This window comes from Arthrobacter sp. P1_D12 (genome assembly GCF_056406175.1).
On the sequence record NZ_JBFUAR010000013.1, the window covers coordinates 15,986 to 30,258 of the forward strand.

The window sequence follows — 14,273 nt, forward strand, 5'->3', positions numbered from 1 at the left end:
GAAGAAGGAGACCATCATGGCGTCAATGATCCGCAAGAGCCTGGACAATCCCGAAGAGACGCGCCCCGTTGCCGAGGGCATGGGTCAGGTGGATCTCGTCAACCTCGAGGCCGGCCCGGTTGGACGGGCCACCTTCCTTCCGGGCTGGAAGTGGTCAGACCACGTCAAGCCGATCGCCAAAACTGACAGCTGCATGGCCAGCCATACCGGCTACACGATTTCCGGCCGCATCAAAGTCGTCATGGACGACGGCGAAGAACTCGAATTCGGGCCCGGCGACTTCGGTGTGATTCCGCCGGGCCACGACGCCTGGGTGCTCGGCGACGAGCCCTACGTGTATATCGACTGGCAAGGGATGGCGGACTACGCCAAGCCGAAGGAGTGAGTGGGGAAGGCATGAAAAAAGCCCCGGACAACGTTTCCGCTGTCCGGGGCTTTTCCTATGGTGGAGGCACGGGGACTCGAACCCCGAACCCCCTGCTTGCAAAGCAGGTGCGCTACCAATTGCGCCATGCCCCCATAAGAAGCAACCCGACAATCATACCCTAGGTCCGGAGAGCTGATTTCCAGCTTCCATCCCCGGGTTCCGGGCTAGTCAACCGTATCGGTTGAATTGCTCCAGATCACTTTCCGGGCTTCGGATTCCTGCACTTTCCTGTAGAGGAGGATGCCTGCGACCGTGGCTGCGATAACCAGCAACTTCTTCACATGCACCCCGTTCCGGTTCTGTCATGGACGAACCTTCACTAACCTCTGCCAGAACCAGTACAGGTTCCGTGGGCGTACCAGGACTTGAACCTGGGACCTCTTCGTTATCAGCGAAGCGCTCTAACCGCCTGAGCTATACGCCCCGATGCCTCATCGGGCCGAGATATGACTGTACAGCACATCCCGGCCCGATCTCAAATCGAGGCCCTTTTCCGCGGGAATCCGCGGAAAAGTACGGGAATTAGTCGTCCGTCAGGGTCACGCCGATGCCGCCGACGAGCGTCGCGGCAATGTTGTAGAGCACCGCCGAAAGCATCGACAACGCCGTCAGCAGCACCACATTGATCACGGCGATGATGGTGGCGAATGACGCCACCTGACCCAGGGATGCCACCTTCTTCAATTCGAAGCCGCCGCCTTCGGAGCCGGCGAGGGTCCCGAGCAGGCTGTCCACCTGGTCAAAGATCCCGGTCAGGTCCAGGACGGTCCAGAGCACGATCGCCGCCACGACGGTGACAATTCCCAGCGCCACGGAGAGCAGGAAGGCCATTTTCAGCACGGACCAGGGGTCCACCTTGCTGACCAGCAGCCTGGCACGGCGCACCTTGGCCTTGGGAGCGGGCTTGATCAGCCCGGCAGTGCCTTGCCCGCCGGACTGGGCGGGGCGCTGCCCCGGGACGGCGGGGCGCTGGCCGGGGACCGTGGGGCGCTGGCCGGGTGCGGCGGGCCGCTGGCCCGTTCCCGTGGCTGCGCCGGACACGCCGGGACGCTGCTGCGGACGCGAGGGGGCGCCTACGCGCGGTGCGGCGGCGGGCTGCCGCACTCCGCTCGGCACGCCGCTGCTCGGCTTGGGATATGAGTCGGAATTACTCACTCGTTACCTCCGGTATTGTCTTCGTCCAGCTCGGCATTGCCTGATGACTCATCTGACTCCGGGGCCGGTACTGATTCTGCCGCTGCGGACTCCTCATGCAGTCCGCCATCTTCAGCCAACGTTACGTCATCGGGCGTGGATGCCCGATTTTCGGTCACGTCTCCGGCATTTTCGCCGGTGTCTTCACCGGCATCCTGACCTTCGGCCGGTTCCTCGACTTCGAGCCCGCGTTCGCTGTTGCGCGCAACGGCGATGATGCGGTCGTTCCTGTCCGGCTTGGCAAAGATCACGCCCATGGTGTCGCGGCCCTTGGCCGGCACGCCGCTGACCGACGAGCGGACCACCTTGCCGCCTTCCATGACCACCAGGACTTCGTCTTCCTCGTTGACAATGAGGGCCCCGACGAGGTGGCCGCGTTCTTCCTGGTACTTGCCCACCTTGATGCCAAGGCCGCCGCGGCCCTGGAGGCGGTATTCCTCCACTGCGGTCCGCTTGGCGAAGCCGCCTTCGGTGACAATGAAGACAAACGAACCGTCCTGCACGACGTCGGCCGCCAGCAGTTCGTCGTCCTCGCGGAACTTCATGCCGGTCACGCCCGAGGTGGCACGGCCCATCGGGCGCAGCGCATCGTCCGTCGCGGTGAAGCGGACGGACTGGCCCTTGCGGGAGACCAGCATGAGGTCATCGGTCTCGGACACCAGCTGGGCCGAGACAAGCTCATCGCCGTCGCGCAGGTTGATGGCGATGACGCCGGCGGACCGGTTGGTGTCGTAGTCCTCCAGACGGGTCTTTTTGACGAGGCCGCGTTTGGTGGCGAGCACCAGGTACGGGGCGTGCTGGTAGTCGCGCAGGTCCAGCACCTGGGCGATGTGCTCGTCCGGCTGGAACGCCATCAGGTTTGCCACGTGCTGGCCCTTGGCGTCGCGGCCGGCTTCCACGAGCTCGTACGCCTTGGCGCGGTAGACCCGACCCAGGTTGGTGAAGAAGAGTAGCCAGTGGTGGGTGGTGGTGACGAAGAAGTGTTCGACGACGTCGTCGCCGCGCAGCTGCGCGCCCTTGATGCCCTTGCCGCCGCGCTGCTGCGAGCGGTAGTTGTCGCTGCGGGTGCGCTTGACGTAGCCGCCGCGGGTAATGGTGACGACCATTTCCTCCTCGGGGATCAGATCCTCGATGGACATGTCGCCGTCGTAGCCCAGCAGGACCTTGGTGCGGCGGTCATCGCCGTGCTTGGCCACGATCTCCGAGAGTTCGGTGCTGATGATCTCGCGCTGGCGCTCCTCCGAGGCCAGGATCGAGTTGTATTCGACGATCAGGGCCTCAAGTTCGGCGTGCTTGTCCTGGATCTTCTGGCGCTCCAGTGCAGCGAGCCGGCGCAGCTGCATGTCCAGGATGGCCCGGGCCTGCACGTCGTCGATGTCCAGCAGCTCCATCAGCCCGTCGCGGGCCGCTTCGGTGGTGGTGGACGCACGGATCAGGGCAATGACCTCATCGAGCGCATCCAGCGCCTTGAGAAGGGCCCGGAGGATGTGCGCTTCCTCCTCCGCCTTCCGCAGCCGGTACCGGGTGCGGCGGGCAATGACGTCCATCTGGTGCGTGACCCAGTGCCGGATGAAGGCATCGAGGCTGAGCGTGCGCGGCACGCCGTCGACGATCGCGAGCATATTGGCGGCGAAGTTGTCCTGCAGCTGGGTGTGCTTGTAGAGGTTGTTCAGCACCACCTTGGCCACGGCGTCGCGCTTGAGCACGATCACCAGTCGCTGGCCGGTCCGGCCCGAGGTCTCGTCGCGGAGGTCGGCGATGCCGGAGATCTTGCCGTCCTTGACGAGTTCGGCGATCTTGATGGCCAGGTTGTCCGGGTTGGCCTGGTACGGCAGCTCGGTGACCACCAGGCACGTGCGGCCCTGGAGTTCCTCGACGTTGACCACGGCGCGCATCGTGATGGAGCCGCGGCCCGTGCGGTACGCGTCCTCGATGCCCTTGTGGCCCAGGATCGTGGCGCCGGTCGGGAAGTCCGGTCCCTTGACGCGCTGGATCAGCTCTTCGAGCAGCTCTTCGCGGCTGGCGGTTGGGTTGGCCAAGTACCACTGCACACCGTCGGCGACCTCGCGGAGGTTGTGTGGCGGGATGTTGGTGGCCATGCCGACGGCGATGCCGGAGGACCCGTTCACCAGGAGGTTCGGGAACCGCGCCGGCAGGATGGTCGGTTCCTGGTTCTTCCCGTCGTAGTTGTCCTGGAAGTCGACGGTTTCCTCGTCGATGTCCCGGACCATTTCCATGGCCAGCGGCGCCATCTTGGTTTCGGTATACCGCGGGGCGGCCGCGCCGTCGTTGCCCGGCGAGCCGAAGTTGCCCTGGCCGAGCGCCAGCGGGTAGCGCATGGTCCAGTCCTGGATCAGGCGGACCAGGGCGTCGTAGATCGCGGTGTCGCCGTGGGGGTGGTACTGGCCCATGACTTCGCCCACCACGCGGGCACACTTGTTGAAAGAGCGTTCCGGGCGGTAGCCGCCGTCGAACATCGCGTAGAGCACGCGGCGGTGGACGGGCTTGAGGCCGTCGCGGACATCCGGCAGGGCACGGCCCACGATCACGGCCATGGCGTAGTCGAGGTAGGAGCGCTGCATTTCGGTCTGCAGGTCAACCTGCTCGACGCGGTCGGTCAGTACGTCGCCATCGAGGATGGCGCCTTCAAGGACGGGCTCGGAGCCAGCCGGCACCTCTGGTGTTTCGTCACTCATAGTCTATATTTTCCGTTTCAGGTATATATCAGTCCGGGCATATTCGGGGCTTGGCTGCCCTCTAGATGTCCAGGAACCGAACGTCCTTGGCGTTCTGCTGAATGAAGTTTCGGCGCGATTCAACGTCCTCGCCCATCAGAACCGAGAAGATCTGGTCCGCCGCCAGGGCATCGTCCATCGTCACCTGCAGCAGGGTCCGGTGGTCCGGGTCCATGGTGGTGTCCCACAGTTCCGTGTAGTCCATTTCACCGAGGCCCTTGTAGCGCTGGATGCCGTTGTCCTTGGGGATGCGGCGGCCGGCGGCCTGGCCCGAGAGCAGCTTCGCGTCGCGTTCACGGTCGCTGTAGACGTAGTCGTGCGGGGCATTGGACCACTTGATCCGGTACAGCGGCGGCTGCGCGAGGTAGACGTAGCCGTTTTCGATCAGCGGGCGCATGTAGCGGAACAGCAGCGTCATCAGCAGCGTCGTGATGTGCTGGCCGTCGACGTCGGCATCGGCCATGAGCACGATCTTGTGGTAGCGCAGCTTGGCGATGTCGAAGTCCTCGCCAATGCCGGTGCCGAAGGCGGTGATCATGGACTGGACCTCGGCATTGCCGAGCGCCTTGTCCAACCGGGCACGCTCGACGTTCAGGATCTTGCCGCGCAGCGGCAGGATGGCCTGGGTCTCCGGGTTGCGGCCGCGCTTGGCGGAACCGCCGGCCGAGTCACCCTCCACGATGTAGACCTCGCACCTCTCCGGGTTCTTCGAGGAGCAGTCGGATAGCTTGCCGGGCATGCCGAAGGATTCCAGCGGGCTCTTGCGGCGGGCGTTGTCCCGGGCCTTCCGGGCGGCCATGCGCGCCTGGGCTGCGGAGATGGCCTTGCGGATGACGTCCCGGGCGGGGCCGGGGTTGCGCTCGAGCCAGTCGCCCAGGCCGTCGGTGACAACGCGCTGGACAAAGCCCTTGACCTCGGAGTTGCCGAGCTTGGTCTTGGTCTGGCCCTCGAACTGCGGTTCCGAGAGCTTCACGGAAATGACTGCCGTCAGGCCCTCGCGGATGTCGTCCCCGGTGAGGTTGTCTTCCTTTTCCTTGATGATGTTCTTCTCCCGCGCATAGCGGTTGATGAGTGACGTCATCGCGGCGCGGAAACCCTCTTCGTGGGTGCCGCCCTCGTGCGTGTTGATCGTGTTGGCGTAGGTGTGGACGCTCTCGGAGTACGCGTTGGTCCACTGCATCGCCATTTCCAGGGCAATGTGCCGTTCCGTGTCCTCGGTTTCGAAGGCGATGACGTCCTCGTGGACCACGTCAACCTTCTTGCCGGAGTTCAGGTGCTTGACGTAGTCCAGCAGCCCGTCGTCGTACTGGTAGACCACGGTGTGGAATTCCGCGGGGATTTCGCCTTCGGTGGGGACCGTGTCCAGGTCCAGGTCGCCGTCCTCGGACGGTTCCTCCGGAGCGCGGCGCTCGTCCGTCAGCGTGATGCGCAGGCCCTTGTTGAGGAATGCCATCTGCTGGAAGCGGGCCCGCAGTGTTTCGAAGTCGAAGTCGGTGCTCTCGAAGATGCTGGCATCGGGGTAGAACGTCTGGGTAGTGCCGGTCTCGGTGGTTTCCTCGCCCTGGACCAGGCCGCCTTGCGGCTTGCCGCCGTCGGCGAAAGACATCCGCCAGACGTGTCCCTGGCGGCGGACCTCGGTGTCGACCCGGCTGGAGAGTGCGTTGACCACCGAAATGCCGACGCCGTGCAGGCCGCCGGAAACGGCGTATCCGCCGCCGCCGAACTTGCCGCCGGCGTGCAGGATCGTCATGACGACTTCCACGGTGGGCTTGTGCTCGGTGGGGTGCATGTCCACGGGGATGCCGCGGCCGTCGTCGACCACCTTGACGCCGCCGTCGGCCTGCAGCACGATTTCGATGTGCGTGCAGTAGCCGGCCAGGGCCTCGTCCACCGAGTTGTCCACCACTTCATAGACCAGGTGGTGCAAACCGCGGGGGCCGGTGGAGCCGATGTACATGCCGGGACGTTTCCGGACAGCTTCCAGACCTTCAAGTACGGTGATGTCGCTGGCGCCGTATTCGCGCGATGTCGCGGTCCCCGACGGCGCCGCTGCCGGAGCCTCTTGTTCCACCGCTTCCGCTACGTCTTCCACTGCCGGGATCTCTGCATTGTCGTTAGCCACAGGCGCTTTCGACTCCTCTATGTTCGTTGAAGGCCGGCGGTTGCCCCTTCCGTGGAAAAGGCTCCTGCCAACAGGCACGTCACTGACGACGCCGGGTGTTTCCGCTGACTTGGGATACCGTCCGCCGCACGCTGAAATTGCGTCGGAAACGGACTCAGTCAACGCTTCACCGGCGCCCAGTTATCTACACCGATTCTATCGTGTTATAGGGGCCAAACCTGCATTCCAGGGCGCCAAACGGGCGGGAAAGTGCCGCTGGGAGGGCGCTGGCTCCCCCTGCAAGGCTTTCGGGGTCCAGCCCTAGGGTTCCTATACGACTCCGGGAGGTTCAAGCGCCCTACACGCCGCTTGCGGATTTTTCAAGGGTTTTTGCAAGAAGTGCTTCAGATCCGGTGCCCGCCAGGGCCGGAGGCTATCCGTACGTGTCGCGGGGACCCCGGCCGTTGACCGTCCGAAGGCCCTTGCGCCAGCTGGGGGCGGCGGGTCCGAGCACCTGGATGCTGGTGACGACGCCATCGCCAAGCTCGGTCCGGAATTTTTCCAGCAGGCTGCTGCTGAGCAGCCGCAGCTGAGTTGCCCAGGCCGTGGAATCGGTCCGCACATGCAAGGTGGTGTCGGTAAAACTCTCGGGAGTGCAGTGCGCCGAAATCTCCGGGCCCACCAGCACGGCCCACTGCGCCATCACGGATCCGACGGCCACCGGCGAGCTCCAGCCGCGTTCGGCGACGAGGCGTCCCACGACTTTGCCGAGCCCCAACGGATCCCTGCCGGTGCCGTGGAACTGGCTGAAACCGCGGGTTCCAGCGCTGCGGGCAGGCTTTTGGGTGCTGCCGGGCCGCGGCGGCGCCTTTCGGCGGATTTCGCCGCGGGCCGCGGCGGCGTCGCGCATCCGGTTCAATGCGGCCTGCGCGGCATCGATATCGTCGGGGTCGCGGCCGGGCTGCAGGCCGCCGTCGGTATCCTTATTCATCGATTTTCCTGCTCATCGATTCCTCCCGGGATGACCTTCACCCGCCGTCCCGTCAGCTCCGCCGGGATATCGTCCTCGACGGCGGCAGTGACCAGCACTTGCTCGGCGCCGGATACTATTGCCGCCAGTTTACGCCGCCGATCGACGTCGAGTTCGGCAAAGACATCGTCCAGAATCAGGATCGGGGGCGAGCCGCCCGTGCGGGCATCGTCGAGCATGACGTAGTAGGAGGCCAGGCGTAGGGACAGGCACATGGACCAGGTTTCCCCGTGGGAGGCGTAGCCCTTGGCCGGAGCCGATCCAAGCACGAGCTCAAGTTCGTCGCGGTGTGGCCCGACCAGCGAGATTCCCCGTTCCAGTTCCTTGCGCCGGGCTGCGGCGAAGGCCTGAATGTAGCGGTCGGTGAGCTGCTCGACGGAGAGCAGGCGCAGGTCTTCCGCCGGGGCGGCCTCATCGGCAGCAGTTCCGTCCGCAGGTCTGGAATCCGCTGGTCTTGAGGTGGCGCCGTCATCGTCCAGGCTGTCCTGCAGCGTGGAACGGTACACCGCAGTGGCCTCCTTGGAGCCGTCGGTCAGCTGCGCGTAGGCGTTTTTCAGGTGCGGTTGCAGCCGGTCCACCAGCTCCAGGCGCGCGTGCAACAGCTCAGCCCCGGCCCGGGCCATGTGCTGGTCCCAGACATCGAGCGTCGCCTCGTGGCCGGTGCTGAATTTTCCGGCGCGGGCCGACTTGAGCAGCGCGTTGCGTTGCTTCAGGACCCGGTCGTAGTCGCTCCTGGTCGCGGCGTGGCGCGGCATGAGGCTGACCAGGAGCTCATCCAGGAACCGGCGGCGGCTGGACGGATCGCCCTTGACCAGCGCCAGGTCCTCCGGCGCGAAGAGCACCGTCTGGCAGATCCCGAGCAGGTCCCTGGCACGGACCGGATTGCTCCGGTTGATCCGGCCGCGGTTGGCCCGGCCCGCATTGATTTCCAGTTCCAGCACGGTGGACTGCTCGCCCCGGACCAGCTTGGCCCGGATCATGGCCCGCTCGGCACCGAACCGCAACAGCGGCGCGTCCGTGCTGACCCGGTGCGAGGTGAGCGTGGCCAGATACCCGATCGCTTCCATCAGGTTGGTCTTGCCGATGCCGTTGGAACCCACCAGGACGGTGACTCCGGGCTCAAGGCTGAGGTCGACCTGGGCGTAGCTGCGGAAATCGGTGAGCGAGAGTTTTTCTAGGTACACGCGGGATTCAGGACTTCACAGGCAGGATCAAGTGGCCGGGCAGAATTATTTGGCTGGCCGGGTCGCGTGGCCGCCGAACTGGTGGCGCAGCGCCGAGACCATCTTCATGGCCGGCGAATTGTCCTCGCGGGAAGAGAACCTGGCGAACAGCGCAGCCGTGATCGCCGGGGCCGGCACCGCGTTGGCAATGGCCTCCTCGACCGTCCAGCGGCCTTCGCCCGAATCCTCGACGTAGTCGGAGATCGATTCCAGTCCGGGATCCTCGTCAAGGGCCTTGACCATGAGGTCCAGGAGCCAGGAGCGGACAACCGTCCCCTTCTGCCAGGCCCGGAATGTCCCGGGAAGATCGGCGACGATCTCCTTGGCGGCCAGGAGCTCGTACCCCTCGGCGTAAGCCTGCATCAGGCCGTATTCGATCCCGTTGTGGACCATTTTGGCGTAGTGGCCGGCGCCGACGCCGCCGACGTGCACAAAGCTGTCGGCCCGCTCACCTGCGGGACGGAGCGCGTCGAAGACGGGGAGTGCCCGTTCGATGTCCGCGGCATCGCCGCCCGCCATCAGGCCGTAACCGTTCTCGAGGCCCCAGACCCCGCCGGACACGCCGCAGTCCGCAAAATGGATTCCCTTTTCGGCCAGCGCGGCACCGTGCTTCTGGTCTTCGGTGAACCGGGAGTTGCCGCCGTCGATCACGAGGTCACCGGCGTCGAGCTTGGTGCCCAGTTCGGTGATCACGGCGTCGGTAATCTCGCCCGAGGGGACCATGACCCAGATCAGGCGCGGCGCCGGGACGGCGGCGATGAGTTCGTCCAGGGTGGCAACGTCGGCAACGTCGGGGTTGCGGTCAAACCCGGTGACCTCGATCCCGCCGTTGCGCAGCCGTTCACGCATGTTGAAGCCCATTTTTCCAAGGCCGATTAGTCCGATGTGCACGGGGATGAACTCTTTTCTGCGCTGGGGTGCTTCGTTGGGGACGGCCGTGATGGCCCGCAGGTGCCGTGCTCCGGAGGTCCGGGGCACGGCAGTGACGGGCTAGTTGGGCAGCCGGACGGGCATGACGAGGTAGCGGTAGTCGCCCTGGTCCTCGCCCTCGGCGTCCTGCTGGGCCGTGATCATGGCCGGCTTGGGTGCGGTGGTGAAGGAGAAGCGCACGAACTTGGTTTCGATGACGCTCAGGCCCTCGATCAGGTAGTGCGGGTTGAAGGCCACGGTGATGTCTTCACCGGACAGCTGGGCTTCGAGCTCTTCGGAGGCCTGGGCGTCCTCGCCGGTGCCGGCGTCCAGGTGCAGCTGGCCCTGGGTGAAAGCGAGCCGGACAGGCGTGTTGCGTTCGGCCACGAGCGAGACGCGGCGCACGGCTTCTACCAGTTCCTGGGTCTGCACGGTGGCGTGGATGGGGGTCGAATCCGGGAAGAGCGAACGGATCTTCGGGTAGTCGCCGTCGACCAGGAGTGAAGTTGTGGTCCTGCCGCCGCTCTCGAAGCCGATCAGCCGGCTGTCGTCGTCGGCGAGGGCGATGTTGATGTCGCCGCTGCTGCCCAGGGTTTTGGCCACTTCGTTGAGGGTCTTGGCCTTGACCAGAGCACTCGTGGAGATGCCCGGCGTCGCAGGCTTCCACGGGACTTCCCGCATCGCCAGGCGGTAGCGGTCGGTGGCCAGGAGCGTGATGAGGTCGTCCTCGATTTCCATCCGCACGCCGGTCAGGATCGGCAGGGTGTCATCCTTGCTGGCCGCGATGATCACCTGGGATACGGCCTGGGCGAACGAATCGCCGGGCACCGTGCCGCTGATCGTCGGCAGGGCCGGCAGCGGCGGGTATTCGGCCTCGGGCATCGTGGCCAGGTGGAAGCTGCTTCGGCGGCAGGTCAGCGTCACCTTGTTGCCGTCGGTTTCGACCTCGACGGGGGCGGACGGCAGGCTGCGGCAGATGTCCGCGAGCAGGCGGCCCGATACCAGGATGGTGCCCTCGGCGCTGATGTCAGCGGGGATTTCGAGCCTCGCGGAGGTCTCGTAGTCGAAGCTCGACAGGCTGACGGTACCGGCTTCAGCCTTCAGGAGCAGGCCCGAAAGTACGGGAACGGGCGGCCGCGGAGACAACGACCGGGCGGTCCATGTCACGGCTTCTGCCAGGACGTCCCGTTCGACTCTGAACTTCACGGAAGGGTGCCGCCTTTCATTGCTGCTGTTAGTGCTGAAAATCGCTGAAACTGCTCAAGCTGCGGCGGACCTCGGCAGGGACGCCGAATTCCGTCAACAAAGGAATCGTCCGCCCACCCGGGCCCCATGGCCCGGTAGGAACCACAAAAGATGTCCGGGACGGACGCACTGCAGACAGCTTAGCCCCAAGGTGAGCGTTTCTCCCATCCCCGGGTTACATCGGTGTTGTTCGCGGGGCCGGTCTCCTGCGCCGGTCCGGAACGGGCCTGGGCGCTGCTCGGAGGTGGGAACGAGATTGTTGTTTGAGGGAATTTCATTTTCTTGGGATTAGTAGTGTTAATAACTGCTGTGGAAACTGTGGATAACTCGATCCTGCCGTGCGAATCCGCGGTTAAGCCCTGTTCATGGACTGTGGGCGGAGCAGGTTTTAAACAGGGTGTGGATGGGGACAAGATTTTTGGCCGACTGGCCAATCCACAGGCGCCTTAAGGGTTTTAAGCCCATTAACCGCGGTTGTCCCCTTAACTATCCACAGGGTTGTCCACAGGGCCCTGTTAATAAGGTAAGAGTGCGCCGGCCGATGGCTCAGGAATTGCGCTGCTGTTGCTTGATCCGGTTGGTCAGCTCGGTCACCTGGTTGTAGATGACCCGGCGCTCGGCCATGAGTTCGCGGATCTTGCGGTCGGCGTGGATCACGGTGGTGTGGTCGCGGCCGCCCAGCTCCTGTCCGATCTTGGGCAGGGACATGTCCGTCAGCTCCCGGCACAGGTACATCGCGATCTGCCGGGCGGTCACCAGTGTGCGGGTGCGCGACTTGCTGCAGAGTTCTTCCATGCTGAGCTTGAAGTAGTCGGCTGTCTGGGTGAGGATCTGCGCCGAGGTGATTTCCTGGGCACCGTCGTCGGTGATCAGGTCCTTGAGCACCATCTCGGCCAGGGCCACATCCACCGGCTGCCGGTTCAGGCTGGCGAACGCCGTGACACGGATGAGGGCTCCCTCAAGTTCGCGGATGTTGCTGGAAATCTTGGAGGCGATGTATTCGAGCGCATCGTCCGGTGCGGAAAGGCCCTCGCTGAGGGCCTTCTTCCGGAGGATCGCGATGCGGGTCTCCAGTTCGGGCGGCTGGATGTCGGTCAGCAGGCCCCATTCGAAGCGCGACTTCATCCGGTCCTCGAAGCCGGCGAGCAGTTTCGGCGGCTGGTCCGAGGTGATGACCACCTGCTTGTTGTTGTTGTGCAGGGCGTTGAACGTGTGGAAGAACTCCTCCAGCGTCCGGTCCTTGCCGGCAAGGAACTGGATGTCGTCGATCAGCAGCACATCCACGTTGCGGTACGTGGTCTTGAAGCTGGTGCCTTCATCGTCGCGGATGGAGTTGATGAAGTCGTTGGTGAATTCCTCGGAATTGACGTAGCGGACCCGGATCCCGCTGTAGAGCCGGCGCGCATAGTGGCCGATCGCGTGAAGCAGGTGGGTCTTGCCGAGTCCGGAGTCGCCGTAGATGAACAGCGGGTTGTAGGCCTTCGCCGGCGCCTCGGCTACTGCCACGGCGGCTGCGTGGGCGAACCGGTTGGAGGAACCGATCACGAAGGTGTCGAAGACATACTTTGGGTTCAGCCGGCCGAATTCGTGCGAGGTGCTCGGCAGCATCGGCTGCGGCTTCAATTCCACGGTCGGGTCGGCGGCCAGGGAAAGTTCGACGGCGGGTTCGGGTTCTGTGTGCAGCGGCACCAGATCCGTGTCGACGTCGATCGCGCAGCGGATTTCGTCGGAGAACACGCTGCGGAGCGCGTCGTCGAGGGCTTCCTTGACCTGGGTCTGCAGCACTTCGCGGGTGAGCTCATTCGGAACTGCCACCAGCAGGGTGGAACCGATGAGCCCCTGCGCCTGGGCGAGGATGACGAAGCCGCGCTGCCGGGGAGAGACACGGTGGTCGTTCTCCAGGAGGCTCACTACCCGCCGCCAGGAACTTCCGACAGTGTTGGCTTGGTTGGCTTCGTCTACTGTCATCAATCAGTTCCTCAAACTTGCTGGCCTGCATTACGTGCATCCACGCGGTCCGGAGCTGTCCACCGGCCGGCTCAATCCACAGGGTTATACACAGTCCGTGGATAAGGGGTTACTGAGACACTGTAGGGGATGAAAACGCCAGAAGATAGCTGGGTTCAGTCCTGTGGATAATTACACCGTTGTGGTTCTGAAATGGGGCGCGTGACGCACTTCATCCACAGGCTGCGGGAGCAGTTAGCCACAGCTGGGGATAGCTCGCGGAGCGGTCCCCGGTTTGACTCGGAAGGTTGGCAAGCCCTAACGTTGTGAAGTCCCATGTGTACGCTTTTCGCCTCATCTGCATCTTTCCTGACGCCCCGCGTCGTGTGAGATACGAGGGAAGCGGCACATACCAAAACTTAGCGTCGGCCAGTTCTTCCCCTTGATCGGGTGGGCGCACCTTTGATCCACTGGAGTAACTAACGTGAGCAAGCGGACTTTTCAGCCGAATAACCGCCGTCGAGCCAAGAAGCACGGCTTCCGCCTTCGTATGCGTACCCGTGCCGGCCGTGCCATCCTGGCAGCCCGTCGTGGCAAGGGCCGCACCGAACTGTCGGCCTAAATAACTGACTCGTCGGTCCATATCCCTGTGCGAGTTGAACGGTGCTAGCCACCAGGAACCGTCTGCGGACATCAACCGATTTTTCAACAACTGTACGTTCCGGTGTCCGCAATGGACGCCGGAACGTAGTGTTATATGCGGCAGCTCTCGCTGCCGATGAACCAAGCCGGATCGGATTCATCGTTTCCAAGAGTGTCGGGAACGCTGTTGTCAGGAACCTCGTTAAGAGGAGACTGAGAGAAGCCGGTGCATTGTCGTTGCAGAAATACGGCAGCGGGTTCGCCATTGTGGTCCGGGCCCTGCCCGCCGCAGCGGGAGCCAGCTGGGACCAGCTGCTCGCCGACTATGACGCCGCTTTGGAGACGACCATGAAAAGGCTGGGCAACCGCCTTTCGCAGGCTGCTTCACCAGGTTCTAACGAGACGACACAGGAAGGGACCCCGCGTGCGTAACTCAACTGCCGCCGTCGTCCCTCCTGCAAAATCCGCAGCAGCATGGTTGGGCCGGGCAGTCTGGAACTTGCCCCGCGATGTCCTCATCCTGTTGCTCCTGGCGTACCGCAAGGTGATCTCGCCGCTCTACGGCCAGGTCTGCCGTTTTTTCCCCAGCTGCTCGGCCTATGCCCTTGAGGCGATCACCGTCCACGGCGCGGTAAAAGGAAGCTGGCTCGCTGCGAGGCGCCTGTTGCGCTGCCATCCATGGAATGCCGGCGGTGTGGACCATGTCCCCGCCGGGCATCGGGAATGGCCCGCGGGCCGTACCCCCACAATTGTTGTGCTGAACAATCCGGACATATACCTGGCTGCTCAGCCTGATGGAGAAGGCCGCACTGCGGCCTGA

At 64.2% G+C, this 14,273-nt stretch carries 13 protein-coding genes and 2 tRNA genes; 4 read left to right on the forward strand and 11 right to left on the reverse strand.

Annotation, left to right across the window (positions count from 1 at the left end; genetic code table 11):
- Window positions 1-16: 16 nt before the first annotated feature.
- Window positions 17-385: a cupin domain-containing protein gene (locus AC1DZV_RS11035; RefSeq protein ID WP_028275348.1), complete on the forward strand. Its 369-nt coding sequence runs from the start codon at window positions 17-19 to the stop codon at window positions 383-385.
- A gap of 58 nt (window positions 386-443) precedes the next feature.
- Here AC1DZV_RS11035 and AC1DZV_RS11040 read toward each other — a convergent pair.
- From AC1DZV_RS11040 to dnaA, 11 genes are all read right to left on the reverse strand, one after another.
- Window positions 444-519: transfer RNA gene (locus tag AC1DZV_RS11040), tRNA-Ala, on the reverse strand.
- A 72-nt stretch (window positions 520-591) separates the two neighbouring features.
- Window positions 592-714, reverse strand: a complete 123-nt coding sequence (locus AC1DZV_RS11045; RefSeq protein WP_476953712.1) for a DLW-39 family protein — start codon at window positions 712-714, stop codon at window positions 592-594.
- Between the two features lie 63 nt (window positions 715-777).
- A tRNA-Ile gene (locus AC1DZV_RS11050) sits at window positions 778-851 on the reverse strand.
- 98 nt (window positions 852-949) lie between these two features.
- Entirely contained in the window at window positions 950-1,582 is a 633-nt protein-coding gene (locus tag AC1DZV_RS11055) for a DUF3566 domain-containing protein (RefSeq protein WP_243178157.1), read from the reverse strand.
- Window positions 1,579-4,317 carry a DNA gyrase subunit A gene (gene gyrA, locus AC1DZV_RS11060; RefSeq protein WP_476950934.1) on the reverse strand — a complete coding sequence of 913 codons (2,739 nt, stop codon included), beginning with the start codon at window positions 4,315-4,317 and terminating at the stop codon, window positions 1,579-1,581. The genes AC1DZV_RS11055 and gyrA overlap by 4 nt, the downstream gene beginning before the upstream one ends.
- Window positions 4,318-4,378: 61 nt before the next feature.
- Window positions 4,379-6,478 carry a DNA topoisomerase (ATP-hydrolyzing) subunit B gene (gene gyrB, locus AC1DZV_RS11065; protein ID WP_476953713.1) on the reverse strand — a complete coding sequence of 700 codons (2,100 nt, stop codon included), beginning with the start codon at window positions 6,476-6,478 and terminating at the stop codon, window positions 4,379-4,381.
- A gap of 412 nt (window positions 6,479-6,890) precedes the next feature.
- Window positions 6,891-7,448 (reverse strand): DciA family protein, encoded by a 558-nt coding sequence (locus AC1DZV_RS11070; RefSeq protein WP_223914868.1) that lies wholly within the window; start codon window positions 7,446-7,448, stop codon window positions 6,891-6,893.
- Window positions 7,445-8,671 carry a DNA replication/repair protein RecF gene (gene recF / locus AC1DZV_RS11075; protein ID WP_476953714.1) on the reverse strand — a complete coding sequence of 409 codons (1,227 nt, stop codon included), beginning with the start codon at window positions 8,669-8,671 and terminating at the stop codon, window positions 7,445-7,447. The genes AC1DZV_RS11070 and recF overlap by 4 nt, the downstream gene beginning before the upstream one ends.
- Before the next feature lie 45 nt (window positions 8,672-8,716).
- Window positions 8,717-9,601: a phosphogluconate dehydrogenase (NAD(+)-dependent, decarboxylating) gene (gnd, locus tag AC1DZV_RS11080; protein ID WP_476951024.1), complete on the reverse strand. Its 885-nt coding sequence runs from the start codon at window positions 9,599-9,601 to the stop codon at window positions 8,717-8,719.
- 99 nt (window positions 9,602-9,700) lie between these two features.
- Window positions 9,701-10,825 (reverse strand): DNA polymerase III subunit beta, encoded by a 1,125-nt coding sequence (gene dnaN, locus AC1DZV_RS11085; protein WP_018775670.1) that lies wholly within the window; start codon window positions 10,823-10,825, stop codon window positions 9,701-9,703.
- A 585-nt stretch (window positions 10,826-11,410) separates the two neighbouring features.
- Window positions 11,411-12,832 (reverse strand): chromosomal replication initiator protein DnaA, encoded by a 1,422-nt coding sequence (dnaA, locus tag AC1DZV_RS11090; RefSeq protein WP_018775671.1) that lies wholly within the window; start codon window positions 12,830-12,832, stop codon window positions 11,411-11,413.
- A 463-nt stretch (window positions 12,833-13,295) separates the two neighbouring features.
- Here dnaA and rpmH point away from each other — a divergent pair, with 463 nt between their 5' ends.
- Genes rpmH through yidD form a run of 3 tightly spaced genes read left to right on the forward strand, consistent with a single transcriptional unit; the run spans window position 13,296 to window position 14,273 of the window.
- The gene (rpmH, locus tag AC1DZV_RS11095) at window positions 13,296-13,433 is read left to right on the forward strand and encodes a 50S ribosomal protein L34 (protein ID WP_003800212.1); all 138 of its coding nucleotides are present in this window, start codon (window positions 13,296-13,298) and stop codon (window positions 13,431-13,433) included.
- 41 nt (window positions 13,434-13,474) lie between these two features.
- Window positions 13,475-13,885: a ribonuclease P protein component gene (gene rnpA / locus AC1DZV_RS11100; RefSeq protein WP_079552763.1), complete on the forward strand. Its 411-nt coding sequence runs from the start codon at window positions 13,475-13,477 to the stop codon at window positions 13,883-13,885.
- Window positions 13,878-14,273, forward strand: coding sequence for a membrane protein insertion efficiency factor YidD (yidD, locus tag AC1DZV_RS11105; RefSeq protein WP_476950930.1), 396 nt, complete (start codon window positions 13,878-13,880; stop codon window positions 14,271-14,273). Before rnpA ends, yidD begins: the two co-directional genes overlap by 8 nt.